The 23,730-nt window shown below is 69.6% G+C and carries 17 protein-coding genes; 4 read left to right on the top strand and 13 right to left on the bottom strand.

All coding sequences use genetic code 11. From position 1 onward, the window contains the following. Positions 1–6 precede the first annotated feature (6 nt). The 5 genes from DQ392_RS33065 to DQ392_RS33040 all read right to left on the bottom strand — a co-directional run bounded on the left by DQ392_RS33065 (position 7) and on the right by DQ392_RS33040 (position 4,451). Entirely contained in the window at positions 7–1,011 is a 1,005-nt protein-coding gene (locus DQ392_RS33065; RefSeq protein WP_147266620.1) for a hypothetical protein, read from the bottom strand. Beyond that, positions 1,008–1,745 (bottom strand): hypothetical protein, encoded by a 738-nt coding sequence (locus DQ392_RS33060; protein WP_114019388.1) that lies wholly within the window; start codon positions 1,743–1,745, stop codon positions 1,008–1,010. Before DQ392_RS33060 ends, DQ392_RS33065 begins: the two co-directional genes overlap by 4 nt. A gap of 472 nt (positions 1,746–2,217) precedes the next feature. Then, positions 2,218–3,018, bottom strand: a complete 801-nt coding sequence (locus DQ392_RS33055; protein ID WP_114019387.1) for a hypothetical protein — start codon at positions 3,016–3,018, stop codon at positions 2,218–2,220. Positions 3,019–3,039: 21 nt separating this feature from the next. Beyond that, complete coding sequence (locus DQ392_RS33050; protein ID WP_181856674.1) at positions 3,040–3,810, bottom strand: hypothetical protein; 771 nt, start codon at positions 3,808–3,810, stop codon at positions 3,040–3,042. 170 nt (positions 3,811–3,980) lie between these two features. Beyond that, positions 3,981–4,451, bottom strand: coding sequence for a hypothetical protein (locus DQ392_RS33040; protein WP_114019385.1), 471 nt, complete (start codon positions 4,449–4,451; stop codon positions 3,981–3,983). A 586-nt stretch (positions 4,452–5,037) separates the two neighbouring features. Between DQ392_RS33040 and DQ392_RS33035 the strand changes: the two genes are divergently transcribed. After that, positions 5,038–7,233, top strand: a complete 2,196-nt coding sequence (locus tag DQ392_RS33035) for a hypothetical protein (RefSeq protein WP_245982283.1) — start codon at positions 5,038–5,040, stop codon at positions 7,231–7,233. A 79-nt stretch (positions 7,234–7,312) separates the two neighbouring features. Then, positions 7,313–13,384, top strand: a complete 6,072-nt coding sequence (locus tag DQ392_RS33030; protein WP_114019383.1) for a hypothetical protein — start codon at positions 7,313–7,315, stop codon at positions 13,382–13,384. 665 nt (positions 13,385–14,049) lie between these two features. Here the strand turns inward: DQ392_RS33030 and DQ392_RS33025 are convergent. From DQ392_RS33025 to DQ392_RS32990, 8 genes are all read right to left on the bottom strand, one after another. Next, complete coding sequence (locus tag DQ392_RS33025; RefSeq protein WP_114019382.1) at positions 14,050–15,201, bottom strand: DUF475 domain-containing protein; 1,152 nt, start codon at positions 15,199–15,201, stop codon at positions 14,050–14,052. Between the two features lie 3 nt (positions 15,202–15,204). Then, entirely contained in the window at positions 15,205–15,696 is a 492-nt protein-coding gene (rraA, locus tag DQ392_RS33020) for a ribonuclease E activity regulator RraA (protein ID WP_114019381.1), read from the bottom strand. Positions 15,697–15,745: 49 nt separating this feature from the next. Beyond that, on the bottom strand, positions 15,746–16,390 hold the full coding sequence (gene otnC / locus DQ392_RS33015; protein WP_114019380.1) for a 3-oxo-tetronate 4-phosphate decarboxylase: 645 nt from the start codon (positions 16,388–16,390) through the stop codon (positions 15,746–15,748). Continuing rightward, a complete protein-coding gene (gene otnK / locus DQ392_RS33010) occupies positions 16,387–17,649 on the bottom strand; it encodes a 3-oxo-tetronate kinase (RefSeq protein ID WP_114019379.1) in 1,263 nt (420 codons plus the stop codon). The genes otnC and otnK overlap by 4 nt, the downstream gene beginning before the upstream one ends. 91 nt (positions 17,650–17,740) lie before the next feature. Beyond that, complete coding sequence (locus DQ392_RS33005) at positions 17,741–18,820, bottom strand: isocitrate/isopropylmalate dehydrogenase family protein (protein ID WP_114019378.1); 1,080 nt, start codon at positions 18,818–18,820, stop codon at positions 17,741–17,743. Between the two features lie 37 nt (positions 18,821–18,857). Further along, entirely contained in the window at positions 18,858–19,694 is an 837-nt protein-coding gene (locus tag DQ392_RS33000; RefSeq protein ID WP_245982281.1) for a sugar phosphate isomerase/epimerase family protein, read from the bottom strand. Continuing rightward, positions 19,691–20,383 carry an aspartate/glutamate racemase family protein gene (locus tag DQ392_RS32995; protein ID WP_245982279.1) on the bottom strand — a complete coding sequence of 231 codons (693 nt, stop codon included), beginning with the start codon at positions 20,381–20,383 and terminating at the stop codon, positions 19,691–19,693. The genes DQ392_RS33000 and DQ392_RS32995 overlap by 4 nt, the downstream gene beginning before the upstream one ends. Positions 20,384–20,624: 241 nt before the next feature. Next, positions 20,625–21,338 (bottom strand): FadR/GntR family transcriptional regulator, encoded by a 714-nt coding sequence (locus DQ392_RS32990; protein WP_114019377.1) that lies wholly within the window; start codon positions 21,336–21,338, stop codon positions 20,625–20,627. A gap of 362 nt (positions 21,339–21,700) precedes the next feature. Here DQ392_RS32990 and DQ392_RS32985 point away from each other — a divergent pair, with 362 nt between their 5' ends. Together DQ392_RS32985 and DQ392_RS32980 are read left to right on the top strand one after the other, a co-directional pair. After that, a complete protein-coding gene (locus DQ392_RS32985) occupies positions 21,701–22,996 on the top strand; it encodes a CitMHS family transporter (RefSeq protein ID WP_114019376.1) in 1,296 nt (431 codons plus the stop codon). 239 nt (positions 22,997–23,235) lie between these two features. Then, entirely contained in the window at positions 23,236–23,688 is a 453-nt protein-coding gene (locus DQ392_RS32980) for a cupin domain-containing protein (RefSeq protein WP_114019480.1), read from the top strand. Positions 23,689–23,730: the final 42 nt, after the last annotated feature.

Here is a 23,730-nt window from a genome sequence, read left to right as displayed (position 1 = left end):
CTCCTCTCAGTCCCGGACGACGGACTGAATTTCCTTGACCGTGACGGCCTGCTCGTAGGTGGACTTGCCATCGGGCAGGGCAGGCTCAGCGACCGGCTGACCGGCCGGATCAGCGGAGTCGGTCCAGGTAACGTCCCACACCACCGAGGCGGAAAAGGGGTAGGTGCCACCCTTGCCGGAGGAACGCTTGTAGGTGATGTTGCAGTCCGCGTCCTTCGAGTCAACCTGGTAGCCGCCGTTGGCCTTGGACAGGTCGTATGTGCACGACTTCGGCTCGGCGTGGTCCGTGCCCGCCTTCACCGTGAGCGCCTTGGGGGTGGCCATCGTGGTTGCTACAATCCTCACCCCGAGGTAGTCGATGCTCGCGCTCACCCACACCCGGTCCAAGGGCGCTTTGAAGGCGACCTGGGTGTCCAGGTTCACCACTTGGCGGCCCGCGCCGGGGCTCAGCTTCACTGGGGGCGCCGGGAGCCTCGCGATCTCGGAGAGCAGCTGCGGATCGATGGCCGCCGGGTCTTCTGGGGGCTTGCCCTTGGGCACCCAGATTTCGCGTTCCTTGTCCAGGCATTGCGCGTCGTCCCGGCCTGCCTCATGGTGCAAGGACCACCACAGACCCTTCTTGCCAAGATTGTAGTTCTGCTTCTCGCGTTTCTTCTGATACGCCCGGTATTCTTCCGCGTAGTCGCCCAGCACCTGCGGGGTGGGGCTCTCCGCTTGCAGTGCCTTCTTGTATGCCTTCGGCTTCCACATCGGTTCGTACCAGCACCCGGGAGGCTCCCAGTTCGCCGTGCGTGCCGGCGTCATCGGCGTGCCGGATCCGGGAGCGTTGCCGCGCACAACGATGTGCATGCCAACGGTATCGCTGCCATCGCTCTTCGGAGTGGGCTTCTCCTCCACTACCGTGCCGCCCTGTCCGTCTCCCACACCTGCACGCGCCGGAGGCGCCACGGCCAGCAGAAAGACTGCGGTTTGCGCTGCCGCTATCCACATGCGTCCTTTCTGGCTGCTCACGGCTGGCACTCCGTGGCCCCCTTGGTCGCTTGCGTCTGCGTTACCTGCCACTGCTTGTCACTGCCCTTGACCAGCCCGGCCTTCCAGGCAACGAAGTCGTCCTTGCTGTGCTTCGTCTTGAGCGTCTTGCCTGACTTCCTGTCCTTGGCGAAGGCGTTGCGCTGCGACTCGCAATACCGAACCCATGCGGCCTTCTTCGTCAGGTCGGTGACCTCGAAGTCGTAGTAGCGGAGGGAACCGGTGTAGGTCTTGCCGTCCTTGGCGAACCTCGTGATGTCCTTGCCCCAGAACTGAAGCGCGGGATGCTTCCAGTACCTGACCATGTTCTTCGTCGCCGGATCTGCCTTGGTGTACGCCTCAACACGCGCCTTCGCGGCATACTCCGTGACACGCAGGATCTCGTCCTTCCCGGCGTCTCCCGTTCGCGCATCCTCGAAGCTCAGCTTGAGATCGTCGGGAAAGACGAACTTTGGCGCCCCGGTGCCCGGTGACTCCTTTGCGGGCGAAGACTCCGCCCCTCGGCTTCCGTCGTCCGCACCCGCGATCTTCTCATCCTCGCTCGCGCGCCCTCCATCGTCGCTACCGCAACCGGTCATGAGGAACGCACACGCGAACGCCAAAGCAGCCATCGACCTCGTGGTGTGGTGGGTCAGATTGCGATGGTGGTGCACGATGTGCTCCCTGCGGAAGGTGTGGGGACGGGTACAGCCCGCGATCGTAACAGCGTTCGTCACTCGATCATTATGACTAGCTGCTCACGCATTATGACTAGCTGCTCACGGTGACCCACCACGTGGAGTGTGTCGCAATCCTTGAGGCTGCCGAAAAGGGCCGTTGACCTGTGGCTTTATCGGGTGTGCGCGATGTGCGCTATGCGCGTTACGGGCGATATCTTGACGCTGAAATGACGCTCGGAGAGGCATCTTGACGCTCGTCCTGATGGGGCGTCAGGCATGCTGGAGGGCTGGTCAGATGGTTTGCTGAGTTAGTCAGTGAGGCAAGGTCGCTTGGAACTTGCGACTCCAAGGCGCCGATCCGGTGTGGGAAGTACTTGAGTCCAGGGGCTGGCAGCTTGAGCCCTGGCTCTTGCGCTGGTCGCTCGAACGGCTCGTGCTCTTGATGCGTTTGGGGCCGAGGTTGATTGGCAGCTCGACACCCCAGCCCCGACTCCGTGACGGAGCTTCTGCGGACAGGCGGTCGGCGGGCTCAGTCCAGCCCGTGCACCAGACGGGCGGTGTCGTGGACTTTGTAGGCACGTCTTTCCAGGCCGGTCGCGTACTGCTGCGCCTCGTTACTGCCCTGGGACAGCAATAGGCCGGATATGCCGAGCAGGCGCGCGCTGCCCAGGCAGGCCACGTCCAGGGCGAGAGAAAGCATCTCGGGGGAGATGTCGTGGGCAGACAGGACGCCTTCGCGATAGCGGGTCATGTGGACGATGCCGACAGGAGTGCTGTGCGTCACCTGACTGAGGAGGGAGTAGGCCACGGGAAGCCAGCCCGGCTCAGGATAGGGCTTCCCCATGAGTAGGAGCATCTTGTCGATCGACGGCAGCGGCTGGCGTCCCTTGGTGATCGTCTCTGGTCCGTCGACAACGTGATCGGGCGTCTCCAGCAACCTTGTGGCTGCGGTGAGGGCAACACCGTTCCCGGCGAACGCGGCGATCGCGTTCTTTTTCTTCACCCGGAACTCGTCGAAGTACTGGGTGGACCGCTGCACGAACCCATCCTCGTCGTGCAGGTCCTGGGTCAGGAAGGTGAAACGGGCCGCTTCCTCCAGAAGCATCCGCGCGGCGAACACTGTTGTGACTGTTGCGTGATCGTCGATGGTGTTCATCACGGTGGAGAATGCGGAATGGGCGCCACCGTAGGCCAGAACACTGGCCAGCTTGGGATCGCCGTGAGCCCATGGGTTGACGGTCCAGCTGCCGGCGAACTCCTCGTACTGGCGGACCGCGCGGATGACCGGACCGGCATGCAAAATGTCCGGCAGCACCTCGTGATGCGCCACCAGGGTCTCGGGCCGTAGACGTCACGTCTGCACCTTAGTCCTGACCTTCGGATTGACGACCGCCAGGGGTTTCGGGTTGCCCAGGCCGTGTACCGCGCTTGCCGCGGTGACGACATTTTCGGTCAGCCGCATCAGTGTGCCCAGGAAGCCTGCCTGCTCGATCTCCGGCGGCCAGCTCTCTGGTGCTGCCACGCATACGCCGAGAAGCGTAAGGGTGACGCCGACGGCAGCCACATGCATGAACAGCGCCTCGTGGTCAGCTCGCAGATCATGCCCGGCGGCACCGCCAGCGGCCAGGCTGCTCTGTAGGCCCAACAGATTGCCGTGACCGGCGTGCGCCAGCACCATTACCGCCCCACGCAGACCGGACACGGCTAGCAAGCCCAGGGCGGCATCCAACAGGTCCGTGATGCTTCCGCCGAGCAGTGAGGTAGGCGCGGGGCGTGTGGGGGAGGAGGAGAGGAACAGGTCCAAGAGCTCTGTGACATCCGGAAGCGACGGCGCCGCAAGCGCTTCCAGGGACGACCCCGTCAGGTCGGTGACGCCGTGCAGTGGAACGAACCATCTTGCCAAGTTGGGGCAGGTCGCATCATGGGTGGCCAAATATTCGCAGATCCGGTTGCGTTCCTGAAGCATGCTGCCCAGCAGACCCGGCCGCCTCTCAGCTGGCGATTGGGCAATCCACTGCCACAGCAGACCGTCATCGAACAGGCTGCGGGCCATGGCCCCCACGACGGTGCCGCCGATCCCCGAACCCAGCAGCTCTACGAAGTCCAGCACCTCCTCGGCCACGAGAGCTTCCAGACCACCCAGCGCTATGCCCACCTCCAGCCGGACGCCCACAAGGCCGTGCTCGGAGCGTGGGAACGCATGGAAACCCCGCTCACCATCGCCGCATGAATGTTCCTTCGCCCTGTCCTCCACGGACAGGGCAAAGGCGTTTCCCGGTTGAGCCGGCCGGGTCACGTTCGCGGGTCGGTTGGCCGGTCGTCGGGAAGTGCCCAGCGGCCGTCTGCGTCGAACGGCCACGCGTAGGCGTAGGCATCGATCTTCGCCAGCTCACGCAGCGCCTCCCGCCCGGCAGGCGGATCCCCAGGAGTGCGCAAGGGCTCCCTCAAGGGGCTGAGTTGCAGCGCGTACGCCTCAGCCCATTCCAGCCAGTCCGCCTCGTCCGTCGCGACCGGCGCCTCGCCTGCTCGGACGCGGGCTGCCTGGCAGAAGGCGCGGATCTCTTCGGCCTGCCGCCAGGCCCGAATCTGCCCGGTAAGAGTCGCCCTGTGCTGCTCGATCTGCTGCTCGCGAGCCCGCGCGACGGCCGCGTACCAGCGGCGCCGCTGTTCGGCCTCACGCAGCTCCTTCTCCCGCTCCCGGCGGTCGGCTTCCGCCGCAAGGCGTTTGAGATCTTGCAGTAGGTGTCCCAGCCGTGACTCCAATGTCCACCGGACGCTGTCGCTGTACGAGTACGAGTGCTGGTACCAGCTCCCCGAGGGCGCGCCGAGAGCGAGGCGACCGTTGAACTCTTCGTCGTACTTGGGCAGGCGCGTCCAGGGATTGCGCTCCTGCTGATGGCGCTCCTGCGGGGTCGAGTGAGTGACTCGATCTTTGTAGCTCGCTCACCGGCGTATTCGCGAGCGAGGCGCCCGCATGAGCGACGCCTTCAGAGGGTCGTTCGGAGATTCTTGACGCTCGGATGACGCTCGAAGCGGAAGCCTCTGCTGCGCCGCCGAAGGCGGTGCGAGTGACCATCCCGGCCTCACGTTCCTTGGGGGCGAGAGCGCGACCCGACGAACGCGGTGACGGATTCGATCGTCGTGGGCCGTCGCAAAGTGATGAAAGCGCTACAAGAAACCCAAGGATGGGCATACTCTGCGGGAATCACCGCAGGTGGGCCGGGGCGACCTGTAGTGCGGCGGAGGTGTCATGGGTGGGGACCCGCATGTATCAGCACAAGGGGTCGGAGAACGTGAGCGGACGGGGGTGCCGGATCCATACGGTGACCGGGCTCTTCTGACCTCTGCCATGACGGAGGGCTACGCCGCCGTCCCCGACGAGGAACGCAGCCGGCTGGGGAGCTACCTCGAGGCGGTTGTCGCGGCCCGTCCGGCGCCGGTGCACACCACCGTTGCCTTCAACGCCGTGTACTTCGGATATGACCTCGACGGCGACGGTTATGGCGGAAGCCCGCTGTGCCTCGACGACTTCCCCGTGATCACCTCCGGCGAGTGCGCTCCCGTGCTCCCGGTCGGTGCCATGGTGTGTGTTGCCACCGGGTCGGACCCGCTCTACGCCGAGATCGTCTACCGGGAGGGCGCGCACCCGGAGGCGGGCGCGCTCGGGGACGTGCCGGCCTGGGTGTCGGGTGCGCCCGCGGGTGCCGAGGGCCCCGGGAGGCCGGGTGCGGACGCCGCGCCACGGCGCAGAGAGCTGCTGGTCCCGGACCTTCGAGCCTTCGGTCCGGCCCTGGGCCTGTCACCCGCCCAGCTCCATCGCTTACGCACGCGTGGGCGCTGGATCAATGAGGACGGGCATGTCGTCGTCGACGTGTGCTATCCGTCCTCGGAAGCAGCCCGGCGCGACGATCTGACGGCCTACGCGGACCACCTTCTGACGACGGCACGGCAGCAGCTGCTCAGCCCCTTCGTCCCCGTGTCCCTCGCCGCCCTGGTGGGCGGCACGCACGACGAAGACCTGCGGGCGGGGCTGCTCGGTCTCCTCGACACGGTGCGGGGTGTCCTCGACTCCAGTGCCGCGTTGCGCACCTGGGGTCATTACGCCATGACCCGTGCCTCCCTCGCGGATTGCTGGCGGGACACCGGGCCGCTGGGAGGTGACGATGTCAGATCTCTCGTGGCCGAGGTGGAGCGCGCGGCTACTCCGGTGAGGCGGCGATACGGCCTCGTGGCTCCGGTCACTGTGTACACAGCGGTCGGACCACGGCTGCGCGGCTTTCCTGGGGCGGCGGAACGGCTCAGGGGCGTGGGGTACGCCGCTGCGGTGTGCCGGGTGAACCTGGCGCTCGCCGACGTGGTCAGGGGGGACAGCGACCAGGGTCTGTTCGGGAACGGCTCCCGGATCACCCTCGACGACGCGTTCGAGGGGGGAGGGGTGTGGCGGTCCCATCATCCCGGTGACGCGGAGGCCCCCGGAATCCCCCTGGTCCCGGCCGGACGCGGCTGGGCCTCCACGCTGCCCGCACCGCTGGAGCCGGAGGCGGAGGAGGAGCTGGAACCGGTAGATCTGCCCCTCGCCGACGACGACCTCCTCGGCACCGGTGAACTCCTGAGGAGCGACGCGCAGGAGATCGTCTGGCGGGCGCCCCTGCGGCTGGCCCATCTCATCGACGGCTGGTTCCCCCTGCACCCGTTCGTCGCGGAGGAGCTTTGCGAGTCGCACGGCGCGCACCCCACGCTGCGCCTCGAACTCGACCACGCCGGTGAAGCGTTGGACGAGAAGGAGGCGGTTCAGGACGTCACGGTCGAACTCGGCGACGACTCGGGTCGGTTGACGGGAATCGTCTGGCCCGGTGACTTCTTCCCCGGCCTGATGCTGGAGCTGCGCAGGCGTCGTGGCGACACAGTGATCCGCCTCGCCACGACGCGACTGAAGGAGGGCGTGCAGATCGGTGACCGTGGGGCGGGGCACTGTTACGACCCTCGCGTGCTCACGAGGGAGGACGTGCCGGGCAGTAGCCGCCATGGTGACAGCGCGGTCGGGCTCGGTCCCCGGCAGCTGGTGATGCGCACCGTGCGCCGTTGCGGTCTGCTGACCCTGGACGGCCATGCCCTGATGGATCGAACGGTCCTGCCGAGCGCGGTCTATGGGCGTCTCCCGGCCCGGTCGCAGGCCGCCGCCCTCGACGCGGCCGTCGCGGAACTGCTCGCGGAACGTCTTCTGGAGCCGGCCCTCGGCAGCAGGGACGCCCGGGGGCAGCCGCACTTCCCGCCGCGTGACGGACAGCGGATCATCCCTCTGATCGGCTACCGCCCCGCCAGGCCACGGGTGATACGTCCCTGGGGCGGTGGCGAACCGGGCGGTGAGGGACTGCGCGGCGTGCAGTTCGTCCCAGGTCATCTGCGCCGCCTGCGGCCGGGGTGTTCGCCCAGCGACGTTCAGCGCGCGGCTTTTCGCGAGCACTGCCGCAGGCTCGGCAAGGCGGACGGCTGGGAACTGCCGTACGGCTACACGTTCGTGACCGAGCACACGCGTGGCGGCTGATCCTTCACCGCTTTCACGCGTCCATGGCTTCGGCCGCCCTTTCCTCCATCCGTCGCCCACAGAAACGGAGTGCGTGTACATGCAGGACCGCTACCGCGTCGTCATAGGGCCGCCATGGTCCCCGCCGAGCGTCTCGGCCGAGGACCTTGAAGGTCTCGCCGCCGCGCTCAACGCCTTGGAATCTCCGGCCGCCGCCGCCCTGAACGACCTCACTGCGGACATGGTGGAGCTCGCTTTCAACTCCCTGCGGCCCAAACACCGCCAGGAGTTGCTCACCAGTCTGGGCATCCGCATGTCGGCCCCTCGACGGGTGAGCAATGCCCTGTGTCGGGATGTGCTCGCCAGACTGCGGCGCGAGTCACGACAGCACGCGTGCTCATGCGGGCTCAGGGGACTCACGGTCACCGTGATGAACCAGGTCGGGGAATTCGTCCTGGCGCAAGACGGTGAGGCGGTCCGCGACCCTGTTGCCCGGTGGGGCGCCACGCTGGTTCGGGCCACCGTGTTCGCGTGGTGCAACGCCACCGTCACCGGCGCCCATATCCTTGCGTGGGCGGCGGACCAGGACTGGCTCGGGGTGACGGTCGGTGACGAGGAGTCGGCTCGGCTCGCCGCCGTAGCTGCCGCTGCGCGGTCCCTCGTGGAGGCGTACCCCGACTTCGCCTCCGGAGCGGCAACAGACGACGAGCCGGCGCTCGCGAAGGACGGGAAACCGGAGCGCGCTGCCGTCGCCGACCGGCCGGGCACCAGTGCCTCCGCACCGGAGACCACGGCAGCGGACCCCAGCGCCTCGCACGAGGAGACCGCTGTGGCGTCCGAGGGCACCAGGAGCAAGGAGGGAACGACTCCGGAGGAGACCTGTCGGCAGCTGGAGTCCGCCCTCGCAGAGGCCCGCCAGACCGCGGAGAAGGTCACCGACGCGGTCATGGACGGCCGCCCTCCGCAGGACGAGGACATGGCTTCGCTCGCCGCGCTGAGCACTGCCTTCGATGACGTGGAAGCGGTGTTCCGGGCCGCCGGGATCGAGGGGGTGCCTCGTCGCCTGGCGGACGTGACGCGCGCCGCACGCGCGCACCGGACAGCGCGGGAGCGTGATCTCCAGGCCCGCGAGCCGCTGCGGGAGCTGCTGAATGTCGCCTGCCGTCCGGACAGCTCCGTCGCTGCCGTGGCTGCCGCCGAGGCCGTGTGCGGCGCGGCCCGCCGCCTGCTGGACGTGCCGGTGTGGGAGGAGCCGCAACGCGAGGAGAGCGTCGCGCTCGCCGCTCTGGCCCGCCTCATCAGGCTGGGGCGGCAGGCGGACGCCGCGACGGAGATCCTGGCACTGCAGGCGCAGGTCGTACGGGTCCTGCCCACGTGCGCCATGGCAGTGCTGATCGCTCCCGAGCTGACGCTGGACCAGCCGGTGGACGGTGACCCGCGCCCCGCCGGGGCCGCCGAGGCGTATGGCACCGCCCAGCCCGCCGACGCCGAGACGACCGCGGAACACGGAACCGTCCAGTCGGCCGCACCGACCGAGGCGAACGCGCCCCAGTCCACCGCCATGCCGGAAGTCACGACGACCGCCGAGCCAGTCCACACCCCAGACGCAGACGCAGACGCAGACGCCGCGCCGGCCGCCGACTGCGAACCGGCGCCCCCCACGTCCGCCGCCGCGCCTGTCGAGGCGCCCGCCGCTCCCACGGTCTCTCCCGCCGAGGACACGCCCGTCCGGGAAGCGGCCCCGGTGGCGGACGGAGCTACCGATGAGGCCGCGGCCGCGGGGGTCCTGGCGCGGCTGGTCGTGGAGCGGCGCTTCGGACTCGCCCACCACGTGGCGAGGGCCGCCGGCCAAGTCGAGCCCCAGGTGGCAGCGCTCCGCCTGGCCGGTGCCGCCGCGCTACTCACCTCCGGGGACAGCCAGAGTGCCCGGCTGACGGCGGACCTGCTCCAGGAGTACGGCGGATACGCGGGCCAGGACACCGAAGGCAGCGAACTCCTCCTCTTGCCCGCCTTGCTGCGCACCGCGCTGATCACCGGCGACCATGCTGCCGGCGCTCAGCTCAAGGCGCTGGTGCCCCGGCTCCCGGACCGGCTCGGAGAGGCGGCGACCGCCGTCGCCGACCGTGCTCTCAGCGGCGCCCTGCTGATCGCCTCGCCGCTGGTCGCGGACGTCTCCGAGACGGAGACCCGGCTCCGGGAGCTGCGCGAGCAGAGCCGCGACTTGCTCGCGCCGCAGCGGCTGCGGTTCGCACGGGCCACGGAGATCGCCAAGCGCTGGCTCGCCCCCGGCGACGGAATGCTCGGATCGCTGCTCACGTCCGTCGTCGGCGACGACCGCGACGCGCTGCAGCAGGTGCGGGAGCAGGCCGACCGACTGTCGAAACTGACCGAGGTCAACAGCGAGATCGACCGCATGGACCGCAAGTACCGCTCGTCCAGCAGCAAACCGCTCCAGGGCTCCGGGCGGCAGGATCTGGTGCATCTCGTGGAGCGGGCCGTCAGCCTGGTCAAGGAGTGGTGCATGGCGGTCGACGGCACCCGTCGTGACCGTTCCGACGGCAGCCGTGCGGTCAGGGAGATCTCTTCCCTGCGTCAGTCCCTGCTGGACGGCAGGGAAGCGGCGCTGGGTGAACTGGAGCGGTTGGCGCGGCGTCCGGACGCCCTCTCGGGTGCGATGGCCTGGGCGGCCCACGCCTCGATGGAGGAGTTGTTCGCTCTGCTGGCCGGCGACAGCGTGACCACGCGTCACGGCGGCCCGGTCGACCCGGAACTCGCACTCAACGCAGAGTTGTTGAAGGTGCAGGACACTCACGACGGTCAACCGTCGCTGGGCGAGCTGCTGACCGCGGTCGACCGGAGCTGGCAGGACGCCCTCGACGAGCGGCTCTCGTACGACGCCTTCACCGCGGCCCGCGACATCGTCGACCTCGCCGGACGAGGGCTGCTGCCTGCCGCCGGGGCAGGGGAGTTCGTCCCGCCCGCGGAAGCCGAGATCGACGAAAGGGAGACCGCCCGGCGTGCGCAGCTGCGGAAGGCACACAGCGACCTCGTCGCCGAACTGCACCGCGCTCAGGCCGACGGCGCCGTGACCGAGGACCAGGACCTGGGCCTTCAGGAGTTGCTCGCCGACGCCCGTGACCGTCTCGGAGGCACCGGCCGGCACGATCTGCTGGACGTGCGGCGGGCGCTCGAGAAGGTACGAAGTGGCCTGCCGGCCTTCCGGAAGCAGGCGGCGGACCGGATCCGGGCCCGGCTCGACGCCCTTGACCCCTCCATGGAGGAGCGGGCCCAGGTCCTGCGGCGCCTGGAGACGAACGACCTGGCCACCGCCGCCGATCTCGTCTACTTTCTGGAGATCGGCGAACCCGTCCCGGAGATCGAGGGCGGCGAATCCCATCTGACCGAGTTCTTCCCGGCCGTGCCCGACGGCCTGCCTGGAGGCATCGACCACGACCTCGTCGAGCTGGTCAGGTCAGGCGGCAAGCATCCGATGGTCCCCGTCCTGGACTACGGCGGCCTCTCCACCGACGAGGCGGCGCTCGCGGCCGACGCCCTCGACGAGTGGCGTGCGCTTGCGGCCACCGAACGGAAGGACAGGCTCCAGGTGGCTCCGACGCGGCAGGTGCCGCCTCTCCTCAAGCTCCTCGGCTACGACGCCAAGAGCTCCAGGCCGCTCGACGACCGGTCCCAGCACCGGCGGGAGTACCGTCTCTTCGAAGCGACCGGCGTGGAGATCAACGGCAGGGCGAAGGCACCCGCGTTCGGCTCGGAGATCACGGAGCAGGGCGGCAACCTGCGGGTGATGATGGTCTGGGGCAGACCGCCCGCCAAGGTCGTCATGAGCTGGGCGGAGCGCGACACCAGCGGAGCGAGTCTTCTCGTCGCCTACTTCGGCACGCTGAGCCGTGAGGCCCGAGTCGAACTCGCGGCCGGCTCCGACCGGCTGCAGCCGCTGCTGGTGGTGGACGACGCCGCCCTCGCCTATCTCGCGGCCCGCGGCAACCGCCAGGTCAGCGCCGCCACGCAGACCCTGCTGCCCTTCTCCGGCGTCAACCCGTACATCAGGGAGAAGCGCGGCCGGATCGGCGGCGAGATGTTCTACGGCCGCGATGCCGAACGCAAGAGCATCCTCGACCCGCGCGGCACCCAGGTCATCTACGGCGGCCGGGGCCTGGGCAAGTCGGCATTGCTCGCCGACGCCGGGGAACGGTTCACGGAGCGGCGCCCCGGCTACCACCAGACGGTGTACGTCAACCTCGACCAGGAGAACATCGGCAAGGGCAGCTCGCGCGGGCCGGAGGCGCTGTGGAGCGTCCTGCTGAGGGAGCTGACCGTGGCACAGGTGCTCGAAGACCGGCCACAGGGGCGCGGGAAAAGGCAGGAGATCTCCGAGCGTGTGCGCGCCGGCATCCGGACCTGGCTGGACGGGGACTCCCGGCGTCGACTGCTGATCCTGCTCGACGAGTGCGACCAGTTCTTCGAGGCCGACGCCTCGCGCTTCGACCAGACCAAGAAGCTCAAGGGCCTCGGGTCCGACACCAAGGACGCGGCAAAGGTCGTCTTCGCAGGGCTTCACTCCGTCCAGCGCTTCTCCAAGCTCGCGAGCAACGGGCCGTTCGGCCACCTCGCCCAGACCCCGAAGGTGATCGGCCCGCTGGCTCCCCAGTCGGCTGCGGAACTGCTGGTCGAGCCGATGCGGGCGCTCGGGTTTGAGTTCAAGGACCTGGATCTCGTCAACCGTGTACTCGGCTACTGCTCGTACCAGCCGTTCCTGCTGCAGATGTTCGGGCACCGGCTGGTCGAGCTGATGCACCGCAAGCGGACGCGGCGCGGCGCCGGGGAACCCCCCTACGAGGTGGAGGTGGCCGACATCGAGATCGTGGAGTCGGACGCCGCGCTCCGGGACGGCATCTCGGCGGCCTTCAAGGACACGCTGAGCCTCGACCACCGCTACGACGTGATCGCCAACGTGCTGGCGTACCACGCCCGCCATCACGGCCTGGAGGTGCGGCTGAGCGACACCGAGCTCCGCGAGGAGTGCGAGACATACTGGCGCAAGGGCTTCGAACAGCTCGACACCGAGGGTTTCCGCGCCTACCTCTCCGAGATGGTCGGTCTCGGCATCCTCGCGCCCAACCACGACGGCCTGGGCTGGCATCTGCGCGGTCCCAACGCCCTGCGCATGATCGGTACCTCCCACGAGGTGGAGGCACGTCTGCTCAGGGCCGAACAGGATTGTGAACTCCAGGAGAGCATCGTGAAGGAGGGCCGCCCCGAGCTGCCCGACGGCCGGCCGGCTCCGCTGACCAACACCCAGCTCGACGACCTCCTGGGCGAGCGCTCCAACCGGACCCGGGTCGTCCTCGGCACCACCGCCTCCGGAGTCGCCGACGTCGCCCGGACCCTGCGCACGATCGCCGGATCGATCGACGGCTGGACGCTGCCGCCCGTCGGCAAGCCCAGCGTCTACAAGCAGGAACTCACCGGCGGTCGTCCCCGCGAACGTCGGGTCGTCATCAGCGACTTCGTCAACTACCGGGACCCGGTCCGGCCCGAGACCTGCCGCGAAGCCGTCGACCTGGCCGAGACGCTGCTGCCCGCCACCCCGGGGGTCACTCGCGCGGTCGTCCTCGTCACCGACCCCGCTCAGCTCGCCCTGTGGCGCTCACTGCTGACCGGAAGCGAACCCACCTCGGCCGCCCCGGTGGCGCTGCGCCGGCATGACCACCGCAGCCTGCGCGGCTGGGCCCAGCGCGTGGAGATGTTCCACACGGAGGACCGCCTGGACCGTCTCCACGAACTGACCGGTGGCTGGCCGCTTCTGGTGGACCGGGCCCACCGCCTGCACGAGGAACTGGGCGACCCCGACGAGGTTTTGCGCCGCCTGGCCGGCCTCCGCGCGGACCGGGCCGAGGCCCGCGCATTCGCTGAGGCGACCGGCGTGTACGCGGAGCCGCTGCTGGCCGCCGGGTACCGGGCCCTCGACGACGAGTTCAAGGACGGCCTCTTCGACATTGAGGGTGCGGTGACCGCTGTCGCGCTCAAGATCGATGACGAGGACGAGGCGCGGTGGATCGTCAACTGCCTAAAAATTTTGCAGGTGTTCGACCGTGAGGACACCCAGCTGCGCCTGGAACCGGTGCTCCGGGAATGCGTGGCGCTGGGCGGGTGAAAGAGCCGGTACGTGAACCGTGACCGGGCATGGCCGTGGCGATCACGGGCGTGCCGGTCGCGGTTCCGCAGTGGGCGGAGAACCTGTTCCGCCCACTGGTGCGGGCATATCAAGAGGTTGCGCGGTCTACCAGGGTTCCAAGAGCTGCCGGGACGGGTCGGTGTCGGGCCACCTCGCGAGCCCGTGAGTTCAGGCCCATAAGCCGGCCGGTCGTCCGGTCGACGAAGAAGACGAACGCCTTGGCCGTGTCGGCGAAGTTCGCCGCCGGGAGGCTGTGACCGCGATACGGAGGGTGCCGGCTGCCGTGTCGAGGGTGAGAGCGAGGCCGGAAGTCCCGGCCTCGCTCCCGGCCGTGCAGGGCCGCGTTGGCGGCGAGCTCGGCGATGAGCTGCTTCGCTTGTTCGGTGGCGGCGGGTGACACCTCCCCTGAGCGGAGCTCCTCGGAGGCGAGCAGCTGGCCAGGCGGGCGCCGCGGCGGGTGGAGGACAGCAGATGGGTGAACGTCCGGAGGGTGACGGGAGCTTGGGGTGCGGTGCTGTCTATGACGTGCCCGTAAGCTGACGCACCGTGGGCCCCATATCTGGATCAGGCACGCGCGTGCCCGTCACGCTGACCGCGGCGTCCATGCGCAGGTCGGCCACCGGGGCTCGCCACCCCAATGGGGCTCATGTCGTGGAAACCGCTTCGGTCTCTTCTCCTTCGCTCTCGCCACCGGCCGCGACGAGCCGCTTGTTGCGGCGGACGGAGGACCAGAAGGAGGCGCCGATCAGGACGACGCCGATCAGGCCGGTGATGATCTCGTTGATCTCGTACTGGATGGTGACCAGGAGGACGGCGGCGAGGGCGCCGATGGCGTAGTGGGCGCCGTGCTCCAAGTAGACGTAGTCGTCGAGGGTGCCCTGGCGGACCAGGTAGACGGTCAGGGACCGGACGTACATGGCGCCGATGCCGAGGCCGAGGGCCATCAGGACGATGTCGTTGGTGATGGCGAAGGCGCCGATGACGCCGTCGAAGGAGAACGACGCGTCCAGGACCTCCAGGTAGAGGAACATGAAGAACGCGGCCTTGCCCGCCAGCTTCACGGCCGACTTGGGCTTGCCCGCGCGTTCTGCCGCCTCTTCCGCCTCTTCCGCCTCGTGCTCGCGCTCCTCCTCTTCCTCGAGCTTGTCCTCGAAGAAGCCGGAGAGACCGCCGACGATCAGGTAGGTGATCAGACCGGTGATGCCGGAGAGCAGGACCGTCTCCGCCTTGTCGGCATGGGCGCCGCCGTGCTGGTGGGCGTGGGCGCCGAAGGTGATCGCGGAGACGAGCAGCACGATCAGAGCGATGCAGACCGACAGCATGTCGACCTTGCCGAGCTTGGCCAGCGGACGCTCCAGCCAGGCCAGCCACTTGATGTCACGGTCCTCGAAGATGAAGTCCAGGAAGATCATCAGGAGGAACATGCCGCCGAAGGCGGCGATCGACGGGTGGGCGTCCGTCACCAGTTGCTGGTAGCGGTCCTTGTTGGTGAGCGCGAGGTCGACGGCCTCGATCGGTCCGAGCGAGGCGCTGATGGCGACGATGACGACCGGGAAGACCAGGCGCATGCCGAAGACGGCGATGAGGATGCCGATGGTGAGGAAGATCTTCTGCCAGAAGGCATTCATCTTCTTCAGGATCCCGGCGTTGACCACCGCGTTGTCGAAGGACAGCGAGATCTCCAGGACGGACAGGATCGCCACGACGCCGAAGGCGGCCCACCCCCCGTAGAAGACCGCGGCCACCAGGCCGAGCGCGGTGACCGCGAACGACCAGCCGAAGGTTTTCAGAAGCACCGGTCAGTTCACCGTGCCCTCGGGGAGGAGGGCGATGCCGTCGTCGTCGGCGTGCAGGACGTCGCCGGGACGGAAGGTGACGCCGCCGAAGGCGACGGGCACGTCGACGGTTCCGGCGCCTTCCTTGGCGCTTTTTCGGGGGATGGTGCCCAGCGCCTTGATGCCGAGGCGGAGTCCGGCGAGGGCGGCGCTGTCGCGGACGGCGCCGTGGAGGACCAGGCCGGCCCAGCCGTTGTCCTGGGCGGCTCCGGCGATGAGGTCGCCGACCATGGCGGTGCGCAGGGAGCCGCCGCCGTCGACGACCAGGACGGCGCCTTCACCGGGCGTGCGCAGCAGGTCGCGCAGCAGGCCGTTGTCCTCGTGGCAGGAGACGGTGCGGACCGGCCCGGCGAAAGTCCGGTGGGCGCCGAACTGGCGGAACTGCAGGTCGCAGACGCGCAGGTCGGTGCCGTACCGGTCGACGAGGTCGGCGGTGGGGACGGGGGTGACCATCATGGGCTCCTTCTTCGCTGGGTGGCTGCCGTGCTCGCGGCTCATCCGGCCGTCAGGGGGATGGGGGCGCGAGCACGGCAGCCTGCTCGGGGGTGAGGGGGCGGGTGGTGTGTCCGCGCAGGAGGAGGTGCAGCTTGGCGGTCTCCTCCAGTTCCTCGATGGCGTCGGCGGCCTGCTCCATGGACGGACCGGCGATGACAGGCCCGTGGTTGGCGAGGAGGAGGGCGTGGTGGGTGCGTGCCGTCCGTTCGGCGAGCGGTTCCAGGCTCCCGTCGCCGGGGGCGTGATAGGGGAGCAGGGGGAGGGTGCCGACGCGCATGGCGTAGTAGGCGGTGAGCGGGGGCAGCGCGTTGGCGGGGTCGACACCGTCGAGGCAGGAGACAGCGGCGGCGTGGGTGGAGTGCAGATGGACGACGGCGTTGGCGGCGGGCCGTGCCCGGTAGAAGGCGGCGTGCAGGAATGCCTCCTTGGTCGGCCGTGGTCCGTCGAGGTGCTCGCCGCGCAGGTCCGTGCGAGACAGTTCGCCTTCCTCGACCGTGCCGAGGCTGGAACCGGTGGGGGTGAGCAGCAGGGTGCCGTCGGCCAGGCGGACGGACAGGTTGCCGGTGGAGCCGTGAGTGAGGCCGCGGGTGAACAGGGAGCGGGCGGTGCGGACGACGAGTGTGCGGGCGGCCGACTCGTCCGGGTAGGGGGTCACTTGGCCTCCGTGAGGGCGCGGGTGAACAGGTCGGGGGCGCCGAAGTTGCCGGACTTGAGCATGAGGGCGAGGTCACCGCTGTTGGTGGTGGCGTAGGTCCAGGGCACGCCGGGGTCGGCTTCCTCGCCGACGAGGACGGCGCGGACACCGAGGGCGGTGGTGACGGCGCCGGAGGTTTCCCCGCCCGCGACGAGCATGCGGCGGACGCCGCGTTCGACGAGGTGGGAGGCGAGGGTGCCGAGGAGTTCCTCGACCTGTGCGGCGGCCTCGGCGACACCGAGCTGGGCCTGGACGGCGGCCAGTTCCTCGGGGGAGGCGGAGGCGTAGACGAGCACCGGCAGTGCCGGATCCTGCTCGGCGTACCAGGCCAGGGCCTCGCCGGTGATGTCGCGGCCGGTGGCGGCGGCGAGGACGTCGAGGTGGAGGGAGGGCAGGCCGGCGGCGTAGAACTGGCCGATCTGCTCCAGCGTGCGGGCCGAGCAGCTGCCGGCCAGGACGGCGGCCCGTCCCTCGGACGGCTTCGGTTCGACGGATGACGGTCCGGTGGCGGGGTAGGCGTGCCCGAGTCCTTCGGCGAGACCGGCGGCACCGGCGACCACCGGCAGTTCGAGTGTGGCGGCACCGAGCACGGCGAGGTCGTCGTCGGTGAGGGCGTCGGCCACGACGTGCCGGACACCGGCCTGTTGGTGCGCAGTGATCGCCTCGCGGACGGCCTCGACCCCGCGCCGCACCGTGGCCCAGTCGACCAGGCCCACCGGGTAACGGGTCTGTGCGGACAGCAGGCGCACCAGCGCGGAGTCCGTCATCGGGTTGAGCGGGTGGTGACGCAGCGGTGAGTCGGACAGCAACTGGTCGTGGACGAACAGGTGGCCCTGGTAGACCGTGCGGCCGTTGGGCGGGGAGGCCGGGCAGTGCACGGTGACGACGCCTCCAGCGGCGTCAAGGAGCGCGTCGGAGACTGGACCGATGTTGCCCTGCGGGGTGGAGTCGAAGGTGGAGCAGTACTTGAAGTACACCTGGGCCGCGCCCTTGTCCCACAGCCAGCGCTGGGCGGTGAGGGAGTCGGCGACGGCCTCGTCGGCGGGCGTGGAGCGGGATTTCAGGGCGACCACGGCCGCGTCGCAGTCGGCCGGCAGGGTGGTGGTGTCGTCTGGGGTGCCGAAGACCAGGGCGGTGCGCAGGCCGGCCCGCCGGAAGGCGGCGGCGACATCGGTGCCGCCGGTGAAGTCGTCGGCTATGCAGCCGATGCGCAGGGTCATGGTCGGGCTCTCTCCTGGCTGTGCGTCGTGCGGCTTATGGGGCCCGGGGCGGGCGGCGTGAAACCCGCCCCGGACGACCGGGGGGGGGTTGCTACCGGGCAGCACCGATGGCCTTGATGACGGCGGCGGTGAACTCGGTGGTGGAGGCGGAGCCGCCGAGGTCGCGGGTGGAGGTGCCGGCGGCGATCGCGTCGGCCACGCCCTGCTCGATGATCTTTGCGACGGCGGCGAGCTTGTCGTCGCCGTGCTTGGCGCCGAGCCACTCGAAGAGCATGGCGCCGGAGAGGATCATGGCGACGGGGTTGGCGATGTTCTGCCCGGCGATGTCGGGGGCCGAGCCGTGGGACGCCTGGGCCATGGCGGTGGTGGCGGAGGAGTTGATCGAGGGCGCGGTGCCCAGCGAGCCCGAGATCTCGCCGGCTAGGTCGGAGAGGATGTCGCCGAACATGTTCTCGGTGACGATGACGTCGAAGTCCTGGGCCCGGCGCACCAGGTGGACGGTCATGGCGTCGATGTGGAAGTCGTCCACGGCGACGTCCGGGTAGTCCTTGGCGACTTCCTGGCACACCGTGCGGAACAGGCCGGTGGTGAGCTTGAGGACGTTGGCCTTGTGGACGATGGTGAGCTTCTTGCGGCGTGAGCGGGCCAGGTCGAAGGCGACGCGGGCGACGCGCTCGGTGGCCTCGCGGGTGATGATGCCGAGCATGATCGCGGTGTCCGGGGTGGGCATGAACTCCCCGGTGCCCGCGTAGGTGTTGCGGTCGGCGTAGAAGCCCTCGGTGTTCTCGCGGACGATGACGAGGTCGGCGTTGTCGCAGACGGCCTTCGCGCCCGGGAAGCTCTTGGCCGGGCGGATGTTGGCGAAGAGCTGGAAGTGCTTGCGCAGAGTGCCCGAGGGGTTGAGCGCAGACTTGTGCGGCTCCGGATAGGAGACCGAGTCGTGCGGGCCGAGGTACCAGCCGTCCAGGCTGGCGAGGGCGTCCTTGGTCTCCTCGGGAACGGGGGTGCCGTGGGTCTCGATGGCCGAGGCACCGAGCGGCAGGGTCACCCAGTCGACCGAGACACCGGCGGCTTCGGCTGCCGCGGTGGCGATCTCGACGGAGGACGGAACGATCTCGGGGCCGATGCCGTCGCCCTCGAGGATGCCGAGGCGGTAGGTCTTGCTGCTCATGGTGCGGGTTCCTCTCAGAACAGGGGGGTGGGGCGGGTCAGAAATGTGCGTTCGCGGCGTCGGTGAGCGCGGTCCAGGAGCGGGCGGCGGCCTTGGGGCTGTCGCCGTCCTGGGTGTGTTCCAGGGTCAGCCAGCCGGTGAAGCCCCCCTCGCGTAGTGCGTTGAACAGGGCGGGGAGGCGGGGATCACCGATGGTCAGCGGGCCTCGGGTGGAGGGCGAGGCGAGTTGCAGGCAGCCGGTGACGGCGGCGAGTTCGGTGACCGCCCGGACCACGTCGACACCTTCGGCATCGAGGTGGTGGGTGTCCAGTACCAGTCCGGCCGGGGCGTCAAGGGAGTCGATGAAGGCGAGGGCTTCCCCGGGGGCGTGCCACAGCGAGGTGTTGGCTCGCGACTGGGGCTCCAGCAGGAGCCGGCTGCCGCGGTCTGCCGCCTCCTCGGCCAGCTGCTGTACGGCGCGTTCGGCCCACAGGCGCTGCATGTCCTCCAGCCCCGGCAGGAAGGTGCCGCGGGTCTGCCCGAGGGTGACTGGCACACCCAGCTCGCCGGCGAGACGGGCCGCGCCCAGCAGGCGGAACAGGGCGTGACGGCGTACGTCGGGCGACGGGTCGGTCAGCGTCAGCCGGTCCTGTGCGCAGACCGGGCCGGTGCCGATACCCAGCACCTTCAGGCCGGCCGCCTCCACCGTGCGGGTCAGTTCCTCGGCGGCGTGCGCGCCGGTCTCGCGGACCTGCACCTCCACCCCGTCGTAGCCCAGCTCGGCGAGTTGGCGGACTGCTTCGGCCGGCGGCGCGGCGAAGCCGAGCGGCATCGGCGCGGAGCAGTCGTGACCGGAGACGGTGTAGGCCAGCGGCCACGGCAGCCCCGTACTCATGACGCGACCGCCGGTGCTCCTGCCGGAACGAGCAGGCCGCGCAGTTCGCGTGCGGCGGCGCCCGCGCCGTCCAGCACCGGCACGCCCAATAGGTCGGCCAGGACGTCGCGGGCCGGGGTGAGCGAGTACTGCGCCAGCAGCACAACGTCGGCGTCGGCGCCCCCGGCTGCGCGCAGGGCGTCCGCCAGATGCCGGGCGGCCTCCCCGGGGTGTGCCCCGGCGGCTTCCTCGCTCAGGGCGGTCACGATGTCGACCGGCCGGTCCGGGCGTACGGCTGGGACGAGCGCTTCGAGCTGGGCGACGGCCGCCGGTACGGCAGGCGGCGTCGAGGCGACGACGGCGATACGGCTGTACGGGCCGGCCAGGGCGGCCTTGAACATCGCCTCGTCGGACTTCAGGACGGGCGCCTTCCACAGGGTACGGGCGGTGTCCACGACTTCGCCGTAGGAGGAGCAGGTCAGCAGCAGGGCCTGGGCGCCGCCGTCCATCACGTGGCCGATCAGGCGGAGCATGCGCCGGCGCAGGGCGCCGGTGAGTTCGCCGGCCACGCGGGCGTCGTCCAGGAGACGGTCGTCCAGCACGTTCCAGACCGTGGCCTGCGGGAACTCTTGCGCGAACGCCTCTTCGGCGATGCGGTGCGCGGGCGGCACGGCGTGGATCATGGCGACCAGAGTCTGGGGTTCGATCACCGGGGTTCTTACCTCTTCCGGTAGGCGGGGACCGGCAAGGGTCCCGACCGCGGGCCTGCCTCCGGCCGACCTGGGACATGTTTCCCGATGGCGGGGGCGCGGGCCCGATATGGGGGACGGCGGCGTGGTGTCGCGGTGCCGTGCCGTCACTGTAGGCCGAACCGGTCAACCGGTCAACCGGTTGTTTCGATGCGAAGCCCGCGAGCGCCGGCATCCGGGGCCGGCTGCTCGCGGTTTCCCGTTACGCCTCGCGCTGTTCGAGTGCCTTCATCAGGCGGCGGGACGCGCCCTCCATGTGCCGGGCCATCGCCGCGCGGGCGGCTTCGGTGTCACCCTTCGCGACCGCCTCGAAGATCGGCACGTGGTCCGCATAGGCCACCTCGCGGGACCGCACGGCGCCCGTACGCTCGACCCAGCCGCGCTGGATCATCGCCCGCATTCCCTTGAGCATGTCGCGCAGCACCGTGTTGCCGGCCAGATCGCCGAGGGCGGCGTGAAAGGCCGTGTCCGCCTCGGCGAACTCGTCGTCCGGGCACTCCCGCATCGCCGTCAGCCGGGCCCGCAGCAGCTCGACGCCCGCCTCGTCGCGCGCCTGCGCGGCCAGCCCCGCCACGATCACCTCCAGCTCCGCCCGGGCCTGCACCATGTCGCGGGCGCCCCGCTCACCCAGGACCAGGCCCAGCTCGAACAGGCGGTAGAGCACGTCGGAGTCGGTGCCGCGGAAGTACGTCCCGCTGGACTGCCGGATCTCCAGCAGGCCGAGGAAGCCGAGCGACTTGATCGCCTCACGCACCGTGGGCCGGTTCACCCCCAGCATCTCGGTGAGCTGCCGCTCGGAGGGGATGCGGTCGCCGGGCTGGACCTCGCCGGACATCAGGTAGTCGATCAGGCGGCGGGAGACCTCGGCGGCCAGCGGCTCGCGCGGCTCGACCGTGATCCTGGCGAGTTCGGCCATCGATTTCCTCACTTCGGTATTGACGCGATGGCCAGATTCTAGTTACCTACCGGCAATCCGGTAAACCGGTTATCCGGAAGTAGGCGAGCCAATCCGCCATCCTTGAGCGCCCGGGTATCCCGGTCGTCCCAGCCATGCCGGGCGCACTGCTCACAACCGCATCGGGCCATCGCCCGCCGCGGCCGTGCGCCGGCCGAATCGCCGTACAGGAGCCCGCAGCCCCGTGACCGATCCGACGCACGAGCCGAGCAAGACACCGCGTGCGCTTCCGGTCGCCGCCTGAACCGACCCGCACCGACCCCACGCGCCGTCCTGCGCCGCCGTCCGACCGGCGGCTCTCAGCCCTGCCCCAAGGAGCAACGATGCTCGCCGTCCTCGGCTTCGCCACCCTGGGCAGCTTCATGCTGCTCGTGATGCGGAAATACCTCTCCGCGTTCACCGCCATCATGCTCACCCCGATCGCCGCCGCCGTCATCGCGGGCAAGGGCACGAAGCTCGGCGACATGATCATGAACGGCCTGGACACCGTCGCGCCCACCGCGGCGCTCCTGCTGTTCGCCGTCCTCTACTTCGGCCTGATGATGGAGTGCAAGCTCTTCGAGCCGATCGTCCAGGCCATCGTCCGGGCTTCCAAGGGCGACCCGGTTCGGATCGTGGTCGGCACCGCCGTGCTCTCCCTCCTGGTCGCCCTCGACGGCGACGGCACCACCAGCTACATGATCGTCTGTTCCGCGTTCCTGCCCATCTACCGGCGCCTGGGTATGAACCCCCTCATCCTGGCGACGCTGGCGGCCATGGCGCTGGGCACCATCTCCGGCACCACCCCCTGGGGCGGCGCGGCCACCCGCGGCATCAGCGTCCTGCACCTGAGCGCCACCGAGTACTTCGTCCACATGATCGGCCCCATGGCCCTCACCAGCCTGGCCATCATCGCCGTCGCCTACTGGCTCGGTCTGCGCGAGCGCCACAAGATCGACGGTGAGAAGCTCGCCGCCTACAAGCTGGAGATCGCCTCCGGCGAGGCGTTCGAGCCGGTCAAGGCGGACTGGCGCATGTGGTTCAACGCGGCGCTCACCCTGCTGCTGATGGTGCTCCTCATCGCCGAGGTCGCCGACCTCCTGGTGCTGTTCATGGTGGCGTTCGTGATCGCCCTGCTCGTCAACATCCGCGCCATCGGGGACCAGCAGGAACTCATCAAGCGGCAGGCCGCCAACGCCGTGCCGGTGATGATCCTCGTCCTGGCCGCCGGCGTCTTCACCGGCATCATGACCGACTCCGGCATGATCAAGGCCATGGCCGACGCGGCCCTCTCGATCGTCCCGGAGGGCTGGGGCGACATCATCCCGCTGTTCACCGCGGTCCTCGCGCTGCCGCTCGGCTTCTTCATGTCGAACGACGGCTACTGGTTCGGCGTCGTCCCCGTGCTCGCGGAGTCCGCCGCGCACTACGGCATCCCCGCCAACGAGATCGCCCGGGCCGGCGCCATCGGCCAGATCCTCCACATGATGGGCCCCACCAGCGCCCCGCTGTGGGTCCTCCTCGGACTGGTCAAGGCCGAGCTGGGCGACTTCCAGCGGCACGCCCTGCGCTGGGGCGTCCTCGTCTCCGTCGCCTACATCCTCTTCGCCGTCATCACCGGCGCCATCAGCGTCACCTGAGCCGCACCCTGTGCCTTGCGTCCTCGTGCCCGGTGGGCCGCACCCCATGTCGGTGCGGCCCACCGGGTTCGTGCCGGGGCCCGATGGTTCGTCACCCTTGACGAGCAGGGCGACGGCGGACGCCACCATGACGATCACCAGGAGACCGGCGACGCGTCGGACCCGCGCCTGCCCTTCGTGGTCCTTCGGGGGCATCGAGAAGTCCGGTCCGGGCCCCCGAGCACCTCATGGAGAACACCATGCACCACCACGACACCGACGCTCCCTGCTTCCGCCACTTCGAGCCCGCGGTCCTGCGCCCGGCCGAACTGTCCTCCTTCAGCCGAGGCGGCGGCGCCCGCACCGTCCCGCTGGTCACCCAGGCGGTCGGCGCCGAGGTCTTCCTCACCGGCCAGACCCTCTTCGACGGCGGCGCCGGCATCGCGCTGCACACCCACAACTGCCCAGAGAGTGTCACCATCCTCGAAGGCGACGCCCTCGTGGAGATCGACGGCACCGAGCACCACCTCACCCGCTTCGACGCGACCTACGTCCCCGCGGGCACGCCCCACCGTTTCCGCAACGCCTCCGCCACCGAGCCGATGCGCATCCTGTGGATCTACGGGTCGGTCGACGCCACGCGCACCATCGTGGAGACAGGCGTCACCGTACGGGTCGACGCCGAGCACGACAGGGCCGCCGCGACAGGCTGAGACCGACCCAACTCAGATCCGTGAGTTCATCCACGCATGGCT

Source organism: Streptomyces reniochalinae (assembly GCF_003323735.1).
In the GTDB taxonomy this organism is placed as follows: Bacteria; Actinomycetota; Actinomycetes; order Streptomycetales; family Streptomycetaceae; genus Streptomyces; species Streptomyces reniochalinae.
This window is presented reverse-complemented; position numbering and strand designations above follow the sequence as displayed.